18 protein-coding genes and 1 pseudogene are annotated in these 17717 nt (G+C 69.1%); 10 read left to right on the top strand and 9 right to left on the bottom strand.

Annotation, left to right across the window (positions count from 1 at the left end):
• The first annotated feature begins 60 nt into the window (after positions 1 to 60).
• The 6 genes from QLQ12_RS00095 to QLQ12_RS00070 all read left to right on the top strand — a co-directional run bounded on the left by QLQ12_RS00095 (position 61) and on the right by QLQ12_RS00070 (position 5089).
• A complete protein-coding gene (locus QLQ12_RS00095) occupies positions 61 to 1269 on the top strand; it encodes a lyase family protein (protein ID WP_282756143.1) in 1209 nt (402 codons plus the stop codon).
• A 61-nt stretch (positions 1270 to 1330) separates the two neighbouring features.
• Entirely contained in the window at positions 1331 to 2467 is a 1137-nt protein-coding gene (pcaDC, locus tag QLQ12_RS47340; protein WP_282756141.1) for a bifunctional 3-oxoadipate enol-lactonase/4-carboxymuconolactone decarboxylase PcaDC, read from the top strand.
• A gap of 169 nt (positions 2468 to 2636) precedes the next feature.
• On the top strand, positions 2637 to 3200 hold the full coding sequence (locus QLQ12_RS00085; protein ID WP_282756139.1) for an RNA polymerase sigma factor: 564 nt from the start codon (positions 2637 to 2639) through the stop codon (positions 3198 to 3200).
• Complete coding sequence (locus tag QLQ12_RS00080) at positions 3197 to 3859, top strand: hypothetical protein (protein WP_282756138.1); 663 nt, start codon at positions 3197 to 3199, stop codon at positions 3857 to 3859. Before QLQ12_RS00085 ends, QLQ12_RS00080 begins: the two co-directional genes overlap by 4 nt.
• A gap of 179 nt (positions 3860 to 4038) precedes the next feature.
• Positions 4039 to 4593 (top strand): hypothetical protein, encoded by a 555-nt coding sequence (locus QLQ12_RS00075; protein WP_282756136.1) that lies wholly within the window; start codon positions 4039 to 4041, stop codon positions 4591 to 4593.
• Between the two features lie 163 nt (positions 4594 to 4756).
• Complete coding sequence (locus QLQ12_RS00070; RefSeq protein WP_282756134.1) at positions 4757 to 5089, top strand: cold shock domain-containing protein; 333 nt, start codon at positions 4757 to 4759, stop codon at positions 5087 to 5089.
• Positions 5090 to 5146: 57 nt separating this feature from the next.
• On the opposite strand, the gene QLQ12_RS00065 is transcribed toward QLQ12_RS00070, so the two are convergent.
• Positions 5147 to 5479, bottom strand: a complete 333-nt coding sequence (locus tag QLQ12_RS00065) for a hypothetical protein (RefSeq protein WP_282756132.1) — start codon at positions 5477 to 5479, stop codon at positions 5147 to 5149.
• A gap of 84 nt (positions 5480 to 5563) precedes the next feature.
• Here QLQ12_RS00065 and QLQ12_RS00060 point away from each other — a divergent pair, with 84 nt between their 5' ends.
• Together QLQ12_RS00060 and QLQ12_RS00055 are read left to right on the top strand one after the other, a co-directional pair.
• Positions 5564 to 6253, top strand: a complete 690-nt coding sequence (locus tag QLQ12_RS00060) for an SMI1/KNR4 family protein (protein ID WP_282756130.1) — start codon at positions 5564 to 5566, stop codon at positions 6251 to 6253.
• A 138-nt stretch (positions 6254 to 6391) separates the two neighbouring features.
• Complete coding sequence (locus QLQ12_RS00055) at positions 6392 to 6940, top strand: nucleotidyltransferase family protein (protein WP_282756129.1); 549 nt, start codon at positions 6392 to 6394, stop codon at positions 6938 to 6940.
• A 74-nt stretch (positions 6941 to 7014) separates the two neighbouring features.
• Here the strand turns inward: QLQ12_RS00055 and QLQ12_RS00050 are convergent, their stop codons facing one another.
• The 5 genes and pseudogenes from QLQ12_RS00050 to QLQ12_RS00030 all read right to left on the bottom strand — a co-directional run bounded on the left by QLQ12_RS00050 (position 7015) and on the right by QLQ12_RS00030 (position 10962).
• Positions 7015 to 7932 carry a tyrosine-type recombinase/integrase gene (locus tag QLQ12_RS00050; protein ID WP_282756127.1) on the bottom strand — a complete coding sequence of 306 codons (918 nt, stop codon included), beginning with the start codon at positions 7930 to 7932 and terminating at the stop codon, positions 7015 to 7017.
• Between the two features lie 570 nt (positions 7933 to 8502).
• On the bottom strand, positions 8503 to 8910 hold the full coding sequence (locus QLQ12_RS00045) for a hypothetical protein (protein WP_282756125.1): 408 nt from the start codon (positions 8908 to 8910) through the stop codon (positions 8503 to 8505).
• A gap of 173 nt (positions 8911 to 9083) precedes the next feature.
• Entirely contained in the window at positions 9084 to 9221 is a 138-nt protein-coding gene (locus tag QLQ12_RS00040) for a hypothetical protein (protein WP_282756124.1), read from the bottom strand.
• 1361 nt (positions 9222 to 10582) lie between these two features.
• Positions 10583 to 10672 (bottom strand): annotated as a pseudogene (locus QLQ12_RS00035) (Crp/Fnr family transcriptional regulator); the annotation flags it as partial.
• 14 nt (positions 10673 to 10686) lie between these two features.
• Complete coding sequence (locus QLQ12_RS00030; protein ID WP_282756910.1) at positions 10687 to 10962, bottom strand: hypothetical protein; 276 nt, start codon at positions 10960 to 10962, stop codon at positions 10687 to 10689.
• On the opposite strand from QLQ12_RS00030, the gene QLQ12_RS00025 reads away from it, so the two are divergent.
• Positions 10858 to 11202 carry a helix-turn-helix transcriptional regulator gene (locus QLQ12_RS00025; protein ID WP_328518247.1) on the top strand — a complete coding sequence of 115 codons (345 nt, stop codon included), beginning with the start codon at positions 10858 to 10860 and terminating at the stop codon, positions 11200 to 11202. The genes QLQ12_RS00030 and QLQ12_RS00025 overlap by 105 nt on opposite strands.
• Before the next feature lie 111 nt (positions 11203 to 11313).
• Here QLQ12_RS00025 and QLQ12_RS00020 read toward each other — a convergent pair whose 3' ends face one another.
• Positions 11314 to 11454, bottom strand: coding sequence for a hypothetical protein (locus QLQ12_RS00020; protein WP_282756120.1), 141 nt, complete (start codon positions 11452 to 11454; stop codon positions 11314 to 11316).
• Positions 11455 to 11664: 210 nt separating this feature from the next.
• Here QLQ12_RS00020 and QLQ12_RS00015 point away from each other — a divergent pair, with 210 nt between their 5' ends.
• A complete protein-coding gene (locus tag QLQ12_RS00015) occupies positions 11665 to 15414 on the top strand; it encodes a hypothetical protein (protein WP_282756118.1) in 3750 nt (1249 codons plus the stop codon).
• Between the two features lie 798 nt (positions 15415 to 16212).
• Here the strand turns inward: QLQ12_RS00015 and QLQ12_RS00010 are convergent.
• Both QLQ12_RS00010 and QLQ12_RS00005 read right to left on the bottom strand, forming a co-directional pair.
• Positions 16213 to 16926, bottom strand: a complete 714-nt coding sequence (locus tag QLQ12_RS00010) for a hypothetical protein (RefSeq protein WP_282756116.1) — start codon at positions 16924 to 16926, stop codon at positions 16213 to 16215.
• A 349-nt stretch (positions 16927 to 17275) separates the two neighbouring features.
• On the bottom strand, positions 17276 to 17717 hold a 442-nt coding region (locus QLQ12_RS00005), incomplete at its 5' end, for an IS3 family transposase (protein WP_282756114.1).

The following is a 17717-nucleotide window of genomic DNA, read 5'->3' as shown; positions in this document are numbered from 1 at the left end:
CGGCGGGCGCCGCGGCCACCGGGTCGCCGGTGGCCGGGCATCCGGCCTCGAGGGTACGCCGTGAGCGATCTGCTGTGGCCCGGCGACGATCGTGCCGGTGACCTGTTCACCGACGCCACCGTCCTGGCGGCGATGGTCCGGATGGAGGCCGCCTGGCTGGGCGCGCTCGTGCGGCACGGCATCGCCGGCTCCGGCGCCCGCGACGACCTGTCCGGCCTGATCGGTCCCGGCGACGTGCCGATCGTGGCGGCCGGCGCCGAGTCCGGCGGTAACCCGCTCATCCCGCTGCTCGCGCTGCTGCGCGAACGTCTCGAGCCCCGTAACCCGGCCGCCGCGGCATGGCTGCACAAAGGCTTGACCAGTCAGGACGTCATCGACACCGGCCTGGTCCTGTGCCTGCGGGACGCTGCCGCCCGGATCCGCGACGACCTGTCCGCACAAGCGGCGGCCCTGGCCCGGCTCGCTGACCGGCACCGGGCGACGTGGATGCCGGGCCGCACGCTGACGCAACACGCCGTGCCGATCACTTTCGGTCTCAAAGCCGCCGGCTGGCTCACCGGCGTGCTGGACGCCCGCGACCGTCTCGCCGCCGCCGCGGACCTGCCGGCACAGGTCGGCGGCGCGGCCGGCAGCCTGGCCGCGCCGGTGGCCCTCGCCGGTTCGGTGTCCGTGGCCCGGGATCTGATCGAGACCACCGCCGCCACCCTGGACCTGCCGGTCCGCGACCCCTGGCACACCGCCCGGGCCCCGCTGACCGGGATCGCCGACGCCCTGGTGACCTGCACCGACGCCTGGGGCCGGATCGCCAACGACGTGCTCGTCGGGGCTCGCCCCGAGATTCACGAGCTGTCCGAGGGCGCGGTCGCCGGACGGGGCGGCTCGTCGGCGATGCCGAACAAGCAGAACCCGGTCCTGTCGATCCTGGTGCGCCGGGCCGCCCTGGCCGCGCCGTCGCTGGCCGCGACCGTGCACGCGGGAGCGGCCGCCGCCGTCGACGAACGCCCCGACGGCGGCTGGCACGTCGAGTGGGCGACGCTGCGCACGCTGGCCCGCCGCACGGTGACGGCCGGCGCGCAGACCGCCGAACTGCTGGCCGGACTGCGGGTGGATGCCGCCCGGATGACCGCCAACCTGGCCGCCGCCCGGCCCGGTATCGACGCCGAGCAGCGTGCGGTCTCGCCGGACGCGGCGCCTGGTCAGCCCTATCCCGGCGCCGGCGATCAGATCATCGACGCCGCGATAGCCCGCTCCAAGGAGTCTCACCCGTGACCGGCGCGTCCCGCGGGGAGCCGGCCGGCCGTACCCATGAAGCTGTCGAAGAGGGGTTGACTTGCTGCTGACCGCGACCACCTTCACCGAGGCGCCGGACCGGCCGTTGCTGCTGCTCGGGCCCTCCCTCGGGACCAGCGTCGAGGCGCTCTGGGCGGCCTGCGCCGAGCGGCTGTACGGCCGTTACCACGTCGTCGGCTGGGACCTGCCCGGTCACGGTCGCAGCGCACCGGCAGCCGGCCCGTTCACGGTCGCCGATCTGGCCCGCGACGTGCTCACGCTGGCGGACCGGATCCGGCCCGGGGAGAGCTTCGGCTACGCGGGGGACTCGCTCGGCGGCGCGGTCGGCCTGCAACTGCTGCTGGACGCGCCCGAGCGGGTGAGCGCGGCCGTCGTGCTCTGCTCCGGCGCCCGGATCGGTGCGGCCTCCGCCTGGCTGGACCGGGCGGACCTGGTCCGGGCGGAGGGCGTCGGGGCGGTGATCGACGGGTCCCGGGAACGCTGGTTCGCGCCCGGCTTCGCCGACCGGGAGCCGTACGTCGCCGAGGCGCTCATCGCTGGCCTGCGCGTCACCGACGCGGAGAGCTACGCCCGCGCCTGCGAGGCACTGGCCGGGTTCGACGTCCGCGAGCGGCTCGCCGAGATCGCCGCGCCGGTCCTGGCCGTCGCCGGCCGCGCGGACCGGCCGACCCCGCCGGAGAACCTGGCCGCGATCGCCGAAGGGGTGCTGCACGGCCGCCTGGTCGTCCTCGACGACGTCGCCCATCTGGCCCCGGCCGAGTCGCCCGAGGTGGTCGCCACCCTGCTCGACCAGCACTTCGACGAGCTGCGCTCGGCCGGCATCACGGTCCGCCGCGAGGTGCTGGGCGCGGCGCACGTCGACCGGGTCACCGCCGCGACCACCGCCTTCACCCGCGACTTCCAGGACCTGATCACCCGGTACGCGTGGGGCGAGATCTGGACCCGTCCCGGCCTCCAGCGCCGCGAACGCTCCCTCATCACTCTCACCGCCTTGATCGCTTTAGGACATCACGAGGAACTCGCGATGCACGTGCGGGCGGCCCGCACCAACGGCCTGTCCGACGATGAGATCAAGGAGCTGATCCTGCAGACCGCGATCTACTGTGGTGTGCCGGCCGCGAACACCGCCTTCCGCATCGCCCAGCGCGTCCTGGCCGACCGCACCCAGGAGCCGTGACCGCGGCCGCCGGAACGCTCGAACCCGCCTTCATCGTCATGCCCACGACGTCCCCCCGGCCGGGCCGGCCATCCGTAACCGTGCGTACGCCGCGTCCGTGTCGGTAACACTCGGCGCGCCGGCGACCAATAACTGGTGGAGGACCGTCCGGACACGATGAGGAGCCGCCATGGGCCGACCGCCACCCCTGACCGACCCCGATGCGTTCACGGCCTTCTACCGCGCGCACGTCGACGCGGTCCTGGGATTCGTCACTCGCCGGGTGGACGACCCCCACCTCGCGGCGGACATCACCGCCGACGTGTTCCACACGGTCGTCGAGGCCGTTGCGGTGTACCGCCCGGAGCGTGGTGGCGAACTCGGCTGGCTTTACGGCATCGCCCGCAACCACATCGCCGGTGACGCCCGCCGCCGCGCCCGCGAGGCCGCCCGGCGTCAACGGCTGGCGGGCCGGCGGCTGCTCGACGACGACGACATCGGACGGCTGGAGGAACGCATCGACGCCGCCCACGCCGCCCGTCTTCTCTACCGGCAGGTCGCCCGGCTGCCGGAACCCGAACGCGCCGTCGTCGAACTCGTCGCCGTGGACGGCCTGACCGTGGCCGAGGCCGCCGCGGCGCTCGGCATCCGCTCGGGAACCGCGCGCGTCCGGCTGTTCCGGGCCCGCCGGGCCCTGCGCGAGACCCATGAGGCCGCCCTTGCTCTCGACCCACGACCGGTGGAGACGTCATGACCAGCGAATCGCCGCGCACTGTCGATCGGTTCGAGGACCGGCTGCTGCGCCGGCTGCACGACGAACTACCCACCCACCCCGCCCCGCGGCACGCGCCGCGCGGCCGTCGCCGGCTGCTGGCGGGCGCCTCCGCGCTGGCCGCCGGGGGCGTCGCGGCTCTGGTCAGCGTGTTGACCGCGTCCACCGCGACGCCCGCTCACGCCCTCCACTCACTTCCCGACGGCGGCTTCGTGGTGGTGCTCGACAGCACGGCCGAGCCGGCTCTCGCCGCGGCCGAACGCGACCTGCGCGGCAACGGCGCCCGCATCGAGCTGGTCGCGAAGACGCCCGACTGCCTCAACGTGCTGCGCCCACCGGACCCGTCGCTGCAGCCACCCCATCCACTGCCGCCGGACGGGCCGCCGCCGCCCGGGATGTTTCCCTGGCTCGACGCCTTCGAGGCGGTCCCGGGCACCGGCGACGACCGTCGCAACCCCGCCACCGGGGCCCGGCTGCAGGCGCACGAGTGGGCGTTCATCGTCCGGCCGGCCTCCATCCCGGCCGGGCAGGTGCTCTGGGTGGCCGTGCACGGGCCGGGCTCGGCCACCTCCGGCCTGGTGATGGTCGCCGGGTTCGCCGCGGAAGGAGCCGAGCCGCCGCGGTTCTGCAACAACTCGTGAGCTTGCGCTTCAACCTCCGGCACCGGCTGAGCGTCGCCGCGGATGATCCACTGCGTCACCGAGGCCGGCTACGTTCCGTGCCGGTAGGCGAGCTCGGGGCGTGTTGAGACCGAAGCGGAGCGCGCATTATCTGCGGCAGAATAGTGCGTCGCCCGTCGCGATGTGCTCTACTCGCCAGAATGACGGGACAGTCCGCAGACCAAGTTCACTGGCAGGGCGAGTTGTACGACGTGACTGCCGTCGACGGAAACGGCCTGTTCGCGGCGGTAGGGGCCAAGGCGATCAGTACGGCGTGCTACCGGGGCTATGTAGCCTCGTACAGGGTTGACGACGACCATCTGGTTCTCGCCGAACTAGAGACTGATCCTGGCTATGACGGCGCGCATTTGGGGGTGTCGCCGGTGCACAGCCGCGGTGTGAAGGTGTATCGAGGACTGGGCGCGCCAGTCCCGTTTACCGGCAGGTTACTGATCGGCGCCGGCTACGCAGACATCGGCTACCTTCATATGGGGTTTCGTCCCGCTTACGGCTTTCAGCGAGTCTGGGAACTGGTTTTTGACGTCGGTCGGTTGACGGACGTCTGCGAACGCTCCGCCGAACTTGCCGCGGTGCGCGAACGCTTCGCAGGTGTCCGACCCGGGCCCGTTGGCGGTGAGGCGACCAGCGACTGGATCGACAGAACCTTCTCACTGTCATTCTCCTATAGCTGGCCGGAGATTCCGGAAAGAAGATGATCGCGTCAGTGCCCGAGCCTCTGCGACACACTCAACTCGGCAGTTCAGTACGTCTGGCAGCCCGGAGGCCGGTTACCGAGCGTCACGGCCCGGCGAGTCGCCCGCGCACGCTCGGCGGCAGATGAGGACGGGCTCGGCACCGGTAGGCGTGCACACTTAGTCCATGGCAAGCGTTGGTTCAGTGCGCATCTTCCACGCCGACGAGGGTTGGGGCGTCATTGACGGCCCGGATGTGCCGGGCGGGTGTTGGGCGTCCTTCTCCGCCATTGCCATGAATGGTTATCGCGAGCTGGCGGCTGGGCAGCATGTTTCATTCCGTTACGAGGCAGCGAGCCAGGACGGCTTCGACTACCGGGCCGTGAAGGTCTGGACGGACGGTGTCGAGCCGCCCGACGAACCTCCAACTCGGGTCGGCGGCTCTGCGGCCTACCGCAGCATGCTCACCCTGACGTTCGATGCGCCTCACCCGGACGACGCAGCGGGATCGCAGCGGTAGTCCGAGCCCGCCACGTACGGATGGCGGCAGGAGAGTACGTTCTGCCGCTGTTGTCGTTCAGTCCTGAGGTGTCTGCCCTGCTAGTACGCGACGGCGTCGCTTCTCATAGTCGGAAGCTGTGATGACGCCCAAGCCATACAGGCCGTGGTCATTGCAGCTATAACCGGTTCCGAAGCTCTGGACCGTGTCCTCCAAGCCCACCCACGTCACTTGCACATGCTGCGGTACCGGCTCCCAGATGACTCCGGGATGTCCGTGCCAGAGGCGGTCGCAAGCGGGTGGCGGATCGCCCATACCCACCACCAGATCGTCGGTGGTCGTCTCGCCGAGATATTCGACGAAGAGCCCTTTTGACAACCTGTCAATGCTCAGAACATCCGGCGAACTCACTCGGGCAGCCTAAGCCAGAGCGGTCCAACCACGCGCACGACCGGCCGTGACGGCGATGCCGTTCATGAGTACCCGGACGGCGGCATGAGAGCGTATTTCATGCTCGCGATTTCTTGGGCGAACGCCATCCGGGCTAACCTCCCGCTTACACACCGGCGATGGCAGGCGGAAAGCGCGCCCTTGATGACGACGGCGGCCGGCGCATCGGTCACCGCCGGTGTATCTCACCTCAACGAACGGGGCGGCATGTGGGATGTGGCAGAGATCCGGCGCAGACTCGCAGACAAGGCCACGGCCGACCCTGGCCTGACCAAATTCGGGGCCGATATCCATCGTTACGACCTCGCAGCACCGCTGACGCCGGACCATGTTGAGGGCTTCGAGTCGCGGTACGGCGTGCGGCTACCGGACAGCTACCGCGAGTTCCTGCTGACAGTCGGTGACGGCGGCGCCGGACCGGGCTATGGCATCTACAACCTTGACGGCCCTGCGATGCAACAACCGCACATCGATGACTGGTGCAGGCTTGACGGGTTTTTGGCGACGCCGTTTCCCCACCAGGCGTACTGGAACGACAATGCCGATGACGACTACGAGGACCCCTGGCAGGCGGCGGGTGCGCTGCCGATCGGCACCCTCGGTTGCACGATGGACATGGTCCTAGTCGTCACCGGAGCCGCCCGCGGCCAGGTGTGGATGGATGACCGAGGCGCGGACGGCGGGCTCACTCCGCAGTCGGACTTCCAGACGTGGTACCTCGAATGGCTGGGGTGAGTTGTCGCGCGAACTCAGCGGCATGGGCGGATGTTGCGGTGGTGATTGCGCCAAAGCGTGCCGATGACGGCCTTCGCTCTCAGCCGCCGCCTCCGCAAGAGGTACGTGCGTACGTTCGTTAGGGTCCCTTGGGTGGTCATGAGCGTGCAGGACGTGGTCGGTGTAATCGAGTCAGACCCGGGGGCGATGAGAGTCCTCCGCGCTACGGCCGACCTCGGTTTACCGGACTGGTGGATCGGTGCCGGCTTCGTCCGCAACCGTGTCTGGGACGCGATCAGCAATCTTCCGGTCTCGCCGGAGCGCGACGTGGATGTCGCCTACTTCGACCCGGAGAAGCCGGACCCGCGCGAGGACGCACGCGCCGAAGCTCGCGCCCTGGCGACCATGCCTGAGGTGCCGTGGGAGATTCGAAATCAAGCACGGATGCATCTGCGCAACGGCGACGAGCCCTACATGTCCGCCCTGGATGCGATATCGCACTGGCCCGAAACAGCAACATGCATCGCGGTGACTCTACGGGACGACTCTGTTCACCTGGTTTCCTGTCATGGGATGGATGACCTTGTGGGAATGGTCGTCCGCCCCTCTCCGGCCTTCGACAACGCAGCGGGCCGGCCGAAGGTACAGCGCCGAGTGCAGACCAAAGGATGGCTCGACCGATGGGCCGGACTACGGCTGGAAATCTAGCGCTCAGGCCGCGCGAAGGACGAGAGACCACGGCAGAACGTCCTCTTCTCGGCATGGTCGGGCGTTGATCACAGCTACGTGCCGGAGGCCATGAAGGCGGCGAGGATGTAGTTGGGGTGGCGGTCGAGGTTCTTGCGGGCGCGGTCGTAGCGGATGGTGGTGCGTGGGTCGGCGTGGCGGGCGGCGATCTGGACGTCACGGAGGCTGACGCCGGCGTCGAGCATGGTGGTGACGAAGGTGTGGCGCAGCATGTGCGGGTGCATCTTCGGGATGCGCAGTTCGGCGTTCTCGGACAGGTGCTTGAGTCGGCGGGTTGCCGCGTGCCGGTCCATCCGGGCGCTGCGGGTGTTGCGCAGGATCGGGCCGTCGCCGCGCTCCTGCACGGCGCGGTCGATCGCACGGGCCACTGCCGGTGGCAGCGGCACCAGAACGACCTTGCCGCCTTTGCCGCGGACCTTGAGTACGCGGTGGCCGTGTTCTTCGCCGAGGTCGGCGATGTTGGCCCCACAGGCCTCGAAGATCCGTAGCCCGAGTAGGCCGAGCATGGCGACCAGGGCGAAGTCGTTGATGTTGGCCGACAGCCGGGCGGCGGTGATCATCGCCTCGAACTGAAGATGGCTGAGGCCAAGGGTGGGCGACTCGGGTGGCACCAGCGGCCGGCGGACGTAGTCGGCGGGCGAGTGCGGCAGGATCGCGTCGATCACGCAGACCCGGTAGAAGCCAATCACCACTGACAGCCGGCGGGACACCGTCGATGGCTGGTAGCAGCGGAGGTCCGGCAGCCAGCGCACGTAGCGCTCGACGTCTGCCCGAGCCGCGGCGAGCGGGTCCAAGGGCTGGTCAGCCGACCATCGTAGGAACACCTTCAGGTCGGAATCGGTGTGCAGCCGGGACTGACCGCGGTAGCGACCGAGATACGCGGCTACCGCAGCCGCCAGCAGGCGCGGGTCGGAAGCGGTGAGGGCCGGCTGAGGTGCTGTTGAGGTAGTCATACACCCGGCTTCGACCAGCCGGATCGCGCCCTGACTGCCCCAGGTCCTCCCCGATCTGGAGCAGGACGAGGCGCCTACTATTCGGGTGCCGGGCGGCGGTGCACCTTCATGAGGTTCTCCCCAAGCGACGACCGCCGCTCGGCACCCTGTCGGCCGTTCCTCACGCACTCGCGGCGGCAAATCCGGGCGTCGAGGGCGGGAGTTCAGCGGGGTCCGGCGAATCATCCGGGATGATCGACTTCTTGCTTGTAAACGGGAGGTCGTCGGTTCGATCCGACCGAGGGCTCCAACCACCCCTTCACCTACGCAAACTCTCACTCAGAGGCACAGTCCAGGGAAGCGCGACGCACGCGGAGCACCCGGCTGCAGCCCCGCCTCGCGCGTCACGCGATCCGCACACCACCAGCTCAGGGTCGCCGAGAGCACGATGTGCACGACCTCCCCACCGGAAACGGGAGGCCGCAACCGCGTCAACGCCGCCAGGAGCGACGTCGGCACCGGCCAGTTCCACGGCGGCCTCGACGATATCGAGTTCGGCCGCCGATTGCCCCTTCCAATTCCAGGCTGCTGTCAGGCATGCCCGTCGTCCGGCGTGGTGGCGGGCACCTGCGGACGGCCGTGATCCTCGATCTCCGCGGCCCACTGCCGCGCCAGCGCGTCTGCCTCGGCCCGGCCGCGGATCCGGCGCCGGAACCCGGGGCTGCCGTCTCCCACCACCGGATACGCCACCACCAGCCACCTGGCGACCAGCACCCGCACCGGCCACACCACCATCGTGGCGAGCAGGCAGCAGATCCACGACACCGCCAGGCAGAGGAAGACAAGGATCACGACCGCGGGCGCGGTGATCGGGCAGTCGGTGAAGAAATCCAGCCCCTGCGGAGGGCGGGAGTTGCCGGGCAGCCAGGCCAGGCGCCGCCTACCCACCCGCCACATTGCCCACTCACCGGCCTCCGACCGGCACGTCACCAGCACCATCACATGATGATCCAACTGCCTTGCCCGCACGCGCAGTTCCGCTGCCTCACCGCCCGGTCGACAGCCTTGCCGTGACGAGCACGATTGCATCATGCGGTGCTGGGGTCACCGCGATCTCTACCCCGAACTCGGGCAGCGGCTGGACGAAATCCTCCCCGACGGGCGCTGCCCGGTCACCGCAGCGGCAGGCTCCCGAGTCCGGAGCAGGAGCGTCCGCCCTTGTGGGTCCATGATGACCCACCCGGAAGGATCACGTCGAGGACCCGGGTGAGCCCGACGGTCACGCAGAGGCCGGCGCGCTCGCGTACCAAGTTCAGATCCTTACGCAGTACGCCGCCGCGGCCAGCGGGTCGTGCAGGCCGAGCCAGACGTCATCAGGCTTGCCGAAGAGGGCAGGAGATCACCTCGTCGTAGACGGGGAGCAGGTGCGGGCGCTCAGCTTGCCGTTCACCCTTGGCCGCCCGGCAGGTACCGCTTCTGAGCAGTTCACGGCGTCACCAAGGGTGACTACGGTGAGTGTCGGTGGACGAGTCTTCTGCGGGCTGGTGACGAGACCCGACCGCGGGTTATCTGCGGCAAATCCGGGCGTCGAGGGCGGGAGTTCAGCGTACGAAATGTCGGCTTCGGGTCGCCCTGGGGTGGCAAATCGCCCAGACTGAGCATGCGAAATCGAGGCATCTTTCCTCGTGCGCAAGACCGGATACATCGAATGAGAGAAGCGCCGTTCGTGTCGCCAGGCCATCGAGGACCGCCACAGTCCACCTTCATGAACCGGAGCGGGTATGCCGGAGAGACCAGAGGTTTTGAGGCGTCGTCGTTGGGACGTTGCCACGAGCATCGTCGCGGCGTCCGCCGCGCTTGGCGTGGTGTACATCGTCCTTGGTCCGCCTCATCCGGAGTCTTCGTTGGGCCGCATAGGGCCAGGAACCGCGGCAGGCGTCGCGGTAGCCATCGGATGTTGTGGGGCGGCGTTCGGTGCGCTGGTCAGGCTGGTGTCAGGTAGGAGCGCGTCGGTCGGCGAATGGGTTCGCCGCACCTGCGCTGGTGTGCTTCTCTTGATTCCCGCTCTGTTGTATGCGGTTCTCGCTTTCGGCGCGCCTTACGTGACCCGTAGTTGCGGCTCGCTGATCGCCCCCGACGCCGCGATACGTGAGTTTTACGGGGGTCTGTGCGACGCCCGTGCTCAGGACCGACTGCTTCGCACGGTCATCTGCGCAGGCATCGCGCTTGCGATAGCTGTTGCGTACGGCCTTTGGTCACGTTCGCGGCAGGGTGGCCGTGAGGCCCCGCCGCCTGGTATGCCGGGTTAACAAGCCCGCTGGCCTGAGTTGACAGTGAAGTGGCAAGGCTCAGACAGCCAGAAGCCTCCGCATGGTGAAAATAGCCGGGGCGCCAGACGCCCGCTCTTCGGCATGAGAATGCGTCGGATCGAGTGCACGCGATGAGGGTGGCTCGCCGGGCGCGCACGGCAGCGCTGAGGCAAGCAGGGGAGAAGGGCAGCGCTGCGGAAGCCGGTGTTCAGGGCGCACGTCGCTGGCCCGAAGCTCGCAGCGTTGGGACGACTGCTCTACCTGCGCAAACGGCTTGAGATGGTGTTTAACGCTCCGTGCCTGACGACATATTGTTGAATCGCACCCCGGATCCCTGAGCCCAACGCATCGACCGTGTCCGCGCCGTCCAGTTCCATCGCCGCGTCAGGGTGGCCGCAGAGGAAGGCGCGAAGTTCGCTGCGCTGGATGATGCAGATCTTCGAGGTGCGGCATTGAACTTGGCCAGCTAGACCGCGTCGAGCAGGTCGGTCTTGGGCCGGCCCGGGACCTGCTTGACGTCGTTGGCGTTGCCCAGCCACACGGTCACACCGTGCGCTTCCAGGATGTAGTAGAACGGTTGCCAGTACTTGGTCGACAGGGCCCGCCGTGAACAAGTGCACGGCGACGAGGCGCACTGATGCCGCGCCCGAGTGGCCCCGTCCGCGGGGCCGCTGGCCAGGCCGCGGCCGCGGGCCCGCGCATGCGCGAGCGTCGCCGCGATCTCGGCCTGAGCCAGCAGCAACTGGCAGACGTAGTCGAGGTCAACCGCCAGACCATCGTGTCTATCGTTTCGGGAGACTACGCGCCTTCGGTGTTCCTCGCACTCGAGATCGCGGAACGCTCGCCACCACTGTGGAGCGCCTCTGGGCGGAGCCCACCGAAGTCCACAACTACAGATAAGACCGATTACCCGCACGGATGGTTATCCGACGTAGTAAGCCGACACGAGTTACGACAAACTTTCGGTGTCATCGGGCACTAGTTGTGTCGATTGCCGAAGTCGTCCGCACGGATCTCCGTACTCATCTGCACTGGTGGATGGAAGGAGGCGGGATCCCGCCGGTACAGCGGGGGATCCCGCCCCGGGGCCGGGTCAGCTGCCGGTGCTCAGGTAGGTGAGGAGCCGGTCGGTCAGCGCGCGGATGGCGCCGGTGAGAACGCCGGTGATCACGGCCAGGGCGATCTGCGTGCGGGGCTGGTGGGGGCCGCTGTGGTGCTGCGGGGATCGGGTCATCGGATGCTCCCTGCCTGTCTGTAACGAAAGCGGAGCCGGCGCCGGCTTGCGCTTTCCAGCCTCGGGCCGTCTCGCAGGGGCTGACCTGAGTGCCGACGGGTGTCGAGCAGCCCACGACCGGTTGCGGTCGGGCATCATCGGTGAGCGATGAATGCCGACGAGTCTCGACCAGTGCGCCGCCGGCCTCCGGCAGCCGCCAAGCGTGACCCGGTGCGCCGCCCGCGGAAGCTGGCCCGGCCCGAGCTCGACGCCGGCCCGCAGCAGCAGGTTCGCGATCTTCTCTATGAGCTGCACGAGGCAGCAGGCAGGCCCGCGCTGGAGGACCTGGAGAAGCGGATCGCCGCCGATGACCGCCTCGACGGTTCACCGAAGAAGGACAGAATCCACCGGATCATCTCCCAGGGCGGGCCAGCGGCCCTGGATGATGTCTGCGCGGTCGCCCGGACGCTGGCGCAGGCATGCGATCAGGATGAGCACACCGTCGCGGCGCAGGTCACCCTGCTGATGCGCGCACCTGAGCGGTCGTCTGCGCCGGAGCCCTTGCTGGCGCCACGGTCGGCGTATCTGGCGCAGGTCCGTCAGATCGCCCCACCCGAACTGGTCGGCCGCGAGGCGGACTTGCAGGAGTTGGCCCGGTTCTGCCTAGACGAGCATGCCGGGTCGTATGTGTGGTGGCAGGCCGGGCCGTGGGCGGGTAAGTCGGCCCTGTTGTCGACGTTCGTGCTGCACCCGCCGGACACGGTGCGCTCGCGAGTGCAAGTGGTGGCGTTCTTCATCACTGCTCGCCTCGCCGCGCAGGACACCCGGCAGGCGTTCACCACCGTGGTCGGCGAACAGTTAGCCGCGTTGAGCGGCCAGCCGGTCCCAGCGGTGATCGACGAGTCGTTGCGGGAAGCGTGGCTGCTGGACCTGCTCACCCAGGTCGCGGAAAGCTGCCGGCAGCGGGGCATGCGGCTGGTGCTGCTCATCGACGGCCTCGACGAGGATCGGGGGGTCACCACCGGCCCACACGCGCGCAGCATCGCCGCTTTGCTGCCCGGTGTCCCGCCGGCCGGGATGCGGGTCATCGTGGCCGGCCGGCCCAACCCGCCCGTGCCGGACGACGTGCCCGACTGGCATCCGCTGCGCGAGCAAGCCACCATCCGGCCGCTCACCGAATCCCCGCACGCCCGGGACCTGCAGCGGCTCGGGCAGACCGAGCTGAAACGGCTGCTGACCGGCAGCCCGGTCGAGCAGGACCTGCTGGGTCTGCTGACCGCGGCCCGTGGTGGCCTGTCTAGCGACGACCTGCACGAACTGACCGGGGCCGGGCTGGTCGCCATCGAAGAAGTGCTGCATACCGTGTCCGGGCGCACCTTCACCCGCCGCACCCCGCAGTGGGCCAGGGAGACTGGCCCGTCGGTGTATCTGCTCGGTCACGAGGAACTCGACGCCGCCGCCCGCCGGTACCTCGGCGACACCCGGCTGACCGGCTACCGCAGCCGGTTGCACGACTGGGCCGACCGCTATCGCCGCCCCAGCAACGGCGATCCACGCTGGCCGCAGAGTACCCCGGAGTACCTGCTGCTCAGCTACTCCCGGATGCTCAGCACCACTGGCGATGTATCCCGGCTGGTCGAACTGGTCACTGACCCAGACCGCCACGACCGGATGCTCGATTTGAGCGGCGGCGACGCCGCAGCTCTCGCTGAGATCACAACCTGCCAAGATCTCGTGCTCGCTAGGCCGGGACCGGACCTGGAGGCGATGCTGCGGCTGTGTATCCGCCGTACAAGTCTTGCCGACCGCAACAGTCGTATCCCCGTCGGCCTGCCCGCCGTCTGGGCTGCCCTCGGACAACCCGCCCGAGCGGAAGCCCTCGCCCGCTCGATTACCGGCCCTGACCAGCAGGCACGAGCGTTGATCGCGGTGGCCGGGGCGATCGCCGACGGTAACCCTGACCGGGTTCGGCACCTAGCCAGCCGGGCCGAGACGGTGGCCCACTCGATCACCGACCCGAAGCGGCAGGCGCGGGCGCTGGCCGCAGTCGCTGAGGCGGCCGCCGCCGCTGGGGACCTTGATCGGGCCGAGGCGGTGGCCGGCTCGATCGTTGATCCGGTCTTGCAGGCCCAGACGGTGACCGCAGTGGCGGGGGCGGCCGCCGCCAACGGCAACCCTGACCGGGTTCGGCACCTCGCCAGCCGGGCGGAGACGGTGGCCCACTCGATCACCGACCCCTATGAGCAGGCACAGGCGCTGGTCGCAGCGGCGGGGGCGGTCGCCGCCGCCGGAGACCCCGACCGGGCCCGGCGCCTGGCCAGCCGGGCCGAGACGGTGGCCCACTCGATCACCATCCCGATTCTGCAGGCATGGGTGTTGTCCCTAGTGGCCAGGGCGATCGCCGGCGGCAACCCTGACCGGGCTCGGCACCTCGCCGACCGGGCCGAAACGGTGGCCCACTCCGTCACCACCCCGCCGTTCCTGCAGGCACAGGTGCTGGCCGTAGTGGCGGGGGCGGTCGTCGCTGCCGGAGACCCTGACCGGGCCCGGCACCTCGCCAGCCGGGCCGAGACGGTGGCCCACTCAAACGCTGACCCGTATGAGCAGGTACAGGCGCTGGCCGTAGTGGCGGGGGTGGCCGTCGCCGCCGGAGACCCCGACCGGGCCCGGCACCTGGCCAGCCGGGCCGAGACGGTAGCCCACTCGATCACCAACCTGAGCCATCAGATACAGGCGCTCGCCGCAGTGGCTGGAGCGTTCGTCGCCGCCGGGGAACTTGACCGGGCCGAGATCGTGGGCCGTTCGATCGCCGACCCGAGCCAGCAGGGACGGGCGCTAATCCCGGTGGTCAAGGCGATCGCTGACGGCGGGGACCTTGACCGGGCCGAGACGGTGGCCTGCTCGATCACCGACCTGTATCAGCAGGCACGTGCGCTGACCGCAGTGGCGGAGGCGGCCGCCGCCGGGGATGCCGACCGGGCTCGGCACCTCGCCAGCCGGGCCGAGAAGGTGGCCCGCTCAATCACCGGTCCGTTTCAACACGCGCGGACGCTGCTCGCAGTGACCCGGGCGATAGCCGCGGCTGGTGACCTTGACCGGGCCGAGACGGTGGCTCGCTCGATCACCGCCCCGTACCAGCAGGTATGGGCGTTGGCCGCAGTGGCCAGGGCGATCGTCGCCGGCGGCAACCCTGACCGGGCTCGGCTCCTTGCTGACCGAGCCGAGACGGTGGCCCACTTAATCACCGACCCGAAGCAGCACGCGCAGGCGCTGGCCGCAGTTGCTGAGGCGGCCGCCGCCAGCGGAGACCTTGACTGGGCCGAGATGGTGGGCCGCTCGATCACTGACCCCTTCCAGCAAGCACTAGGGCTGGCCGCAGTGGCCGGGGCGATCGTCGCCGGCGGCAACCCTGACCAAGCTCGGCACCTTGCCGACCGGGCCGAGACGGTAGCCCACTCAATCACCGACCCGTATGAGCAGGCACGGGCGCTGGTCCCGGTGGTCGAGGCGATCGCTGCCGGCGGGAACCTTGACCGGGCCGAGACGGTGGCCCGCTCAATCACCGACCCGATGCAGCACGCGCAGGCGCTGGCCGCAGTGGCCCAGGCGGCCGCCTCCGGCGGGGATCTTGATCGGGCCCGGCACCTTGCCAGCCGGGCCGAGACGGTGGCCCGCTCGATCAACGACCCGCTCGGGCAGACGATGGCGCTGGTCCCGGTGGCCGGGGCGGCCGCCGCCAGCGGGGACCCTGACTGGGCCGAGACGGTGGCCCGCTCAATCAGCGGCCCGTTCCAGCAGGCACGAGCGTTGACCGCAGCAGCCGGGCCAACTGCAGCCAACAACATCGACCGGGCTGCTCAGTTTCTAGGCGAGGCGTTGGCGGAAGCGTCGTGGCTAGTGTCGTTGCCAGCGCTAGCCAAGCATTGGCCTCAAGTAGTACTACGACGTGTGGATGAGTTGTGCAGTAACGAACCTTCGTGATGCACGCATCCGCCACGGACGTCGCCATTCCGCATCTGCCGGACCGACCGTCGCGGCGGTACGCCGGACTGCCCGACCGCGCGTTATCGGCGGCCGAGGAGGACGCTGCCTGGCCGCGTTGCGGCTCATGGGTACCCGTGAGAACGCCTACCCTGAGACAGGGTGCTGGGCGTCGGCGCAACTTCGTGGGGTTCTCCCCAAGCGACGTGGCTCGCCGGGCGCGCACGGCAGCGCTGAGGCAAGCGGGGGAGAAGGGCAGCGCTGCGGAGGCCGGTGTTCAGGGCGCACGTCGCTGGCACGAAGGTCGCAGCGTTGGGACAGACCGCTCTACCTGCGCAAACGGCGTGAGATGGTGTTCAGCGCTCCGTGCCTTACCGAATGTTATTGAATCGCACCCCGGGTGGTCCGACAGAACCGCTGGTCAGGGCCGCGCAGCATCCGGGCAGACGCCTAGATCGCGGCAACTGCGCGACGCCGGACGGCTAGATGATCACACCTTGATGGCGTAGGCCGGCCGCGCCGACCAGGTCGACGCCGCCATTCCGCATCTGCGGGACCGACTGTCGCGCGGCGGAACGCCGGACTGCCCGACCGCGCGTTATCGGCGGCCGAGGAGGACGCTGCCTGGCCGCGTTGCGGCTCATGGGTACCCGTGAGAACGCCTACCCCGAGACAGGGTGCTGGGCGTCGGCGCAACTTCGTGGGGTTCTCCCCAAGCGACGCTAGCCGCCCGGCACCTTCTGCGGCACTCAGCACGCTTTATCAGCGGCAAATCCGGATGGCGTCGACGGGTGGTGGTCATCGCTCGCGCTTGACCTGGATCTCCACTCGATGCCGGAGGTAATGGTCGTTTGAGGTGCGAGCTATCTGCACGGCTTGAGTTACTTGGTCGCGCATCTGGCTGGGGTACATCTGTGGGTCGAGGGTGAGGCCCGGCAGTATGCACCGGCGCAGGTCGAGGTCGTCGTCGGCGAGAAAGCGACGCAATGCTGTAAGGCGGTACCGCTCGCGCAGGTCGCTGACCGCCTCAAATTCAGCGGCGCTTTCGGGGGTCATCGTCGTCGTTCCCGGCAGGTATCTGACTCCTACCGAGGTCCAGTACCAGGCACGTGCCGCGCCTGCCGCGTCGGCGGGGGCGCCGGTGTCGAGGTAGTCGATCAGCGCAACCTGGACACGACGGCGGCCGAACGCGGCGATGGCGGGTTCGACCAGCTGCCGGTTGAAGCTCGGATCCGGCTCGTACACCGCAGCTCGGAGCAGCGGTTCGAACCATTCGTCAGGCATGCCGCGAGCGCCGGTCGGGTGTTTGGCCCGGCGTGTAACGCCCTCACCGATCGACCGCCGGGCACGGTGACGCCAGAACAGGTGGTTGTCGGGCTCCTCAAAGTTCGAGGATTCGGCACCGACTAGTTCGAGCAGTGCCAGTAGCAAGGCGTGATAGGCCGCCGACCGATCAACCGTCGGTTCCGGTAGCGGCTCGAACGTCGCGGGCGTGTCGTTCGTGGATGCCATGGGCGATCATGGTAAACGGTGCTTTTGCCCCCGACCTCGCTCACCATTCCGGCCTCTTGCCAGCGGCTGCACCTGACGCAGGGCGACGCCCGGAGCGGACAGACGGGCAGTGGCCTCGCTGTGGCCGCGAGCGTTGATGCCGTGCCTCCTCCGGGCAGGCCGTTGTAGGTCTTCGGCTCAATCGCCAAGCCATGACCGCCATCGTGCCGTATCGAGGCCAGACAATCTTGAGGGCTTCGCTACAAGGGTGACTCCGGTGACGCGGCTCGCGCGGCCGCTCAGCGGCATGTCAGTGTGCGGCCAAGGCGTCGAGCTCGTTTGAGTTCCCCCCGTTTCGACGGAGCGGTGGTTACCTGCTTCCGGCGGGGGTAGGGGTGAGGTTATCTGGCTCGGTCTGGGCGTGCCAGGCGGTCTCGTATTCGTCGGGGCTGAGGTAGCCGAGTTCCTTCTGGATGCGGCGGGTGTTGTACCAGCCGTCGATGTATCCGAAGATTGCGTTCTCGGCTTCGTCTCGGGTTCGCCAGCTCGTGCGGTAGACCAGTTCGATCTTCAGCGTCGACCAGAAGTTCTCCATCAGCGCGTTGTCGAACGAGTCGCCGACCGAGCCCATGGACGGTCGGATTCCGTTGTCCTGCAGCCGTTGTGAGAAGCGGAAACTCGTATAGTTCGAACCCCTGTCCGAGTGGTGGATCAACTGGCCGTCGCGGACGTCACGCGACCAGATGCCGTACTCGAGCGCGGCCAGGATCAGATCGGTGTCGCACCGATCAGAGGTCTTCCAGCCGACGATG

Origin of the sequence: Actinoplanes sandaracinus, assembly GCF_030009775.1 — a bacterium.
In the GTDB taxonomy this organism is placed as follows: domain Bacteria; phylum Actinomycetota; class Actinomycetes; order Mycobacteriales; family Micromonosporaceae; genus Actinoplanes; species Actinoplanes sandaracinus.
This window is presented reverse-complemented; position numbering and strand designations above follow the sequence as displayed.

Coding starts and splice junctions, on each gene's coding strand:
- QLQ12_RS00025 (WP_328518247.1), top strand. CDS start 10,858: ATGCCGCGCCCGAGTGGCCCCGTCCGCGGGGCCGCTGGCCAGGCCGCG.
- QLQ12_RS00045 (WP_282756125.1), bottom strand. CDS start 8,910: ATGGTGCTGGTGACGTGCCGGTCGGAGGCCGGTGAGTGGGCAATGTGG.
- QLQ12_RS00050 (WP_282756127.1), bottom strand. CDS start 7,932: ATGACTACCTCAACAGCACCTCAGCCGGCCCTCACCGCTTCCGACCCG.
- QLQ12_RS00010 (WP_282756116.1), bottom strand. CDS start 16,926: ATGGCATCCACGAACGACACGCCCGCGACGTTCGAGCCGCTACCGGAA.
- QLQ12_RS00070 (WP_282756134.1), top strand. CDS start 4,757: ATGGCAAGCGTTGGTTCAGTGCGCATCTTCCACGCCGACGAGGGTTGG.
- QLQ12_RS00020 (WP_282756120.1), bottom strand. CDS start 11,454: ATGACCCGATCCCCGCAGCACCACAGCGGCCCCCACCAGCCCCGCACG.
- QLQ12_RS00060 (WP_282756130.1), top strand. CDS start 5,564: ATGAGAGCGTATTTCATGCTCGCGATTTCTTGGGCGAACGCCATCCGG.
- QLQ12_RS00080 (WP_282756138.1), top strand. CDS start 3,197: ATGACCAGCGAATCGCCGCGCACTGTCGATCGGTTCGAGGACCGGCTG.
- QLQ12_RS00075 (WP_282756136.1), top strand. CDS start 4,039: ATGACGGGACAGTCCGCAGACCAAGTTCACTGGCAGGGCGAGTTGTAC.
- QLQ12_RS00055 (WP_282756129.1), top strand. CDS start 6,392: ATGAGCGTGCAGGACGTGGTCGGTGTAATCGAGTCAGACCCGGGGGCG.
- QLQ12_RS00085 (WP_282756139.1), top strand. CDS start 2,637: ATGGGCCGACCGCCACCCCTGACCGACCCCGATGCGTTCACGGCCTTC.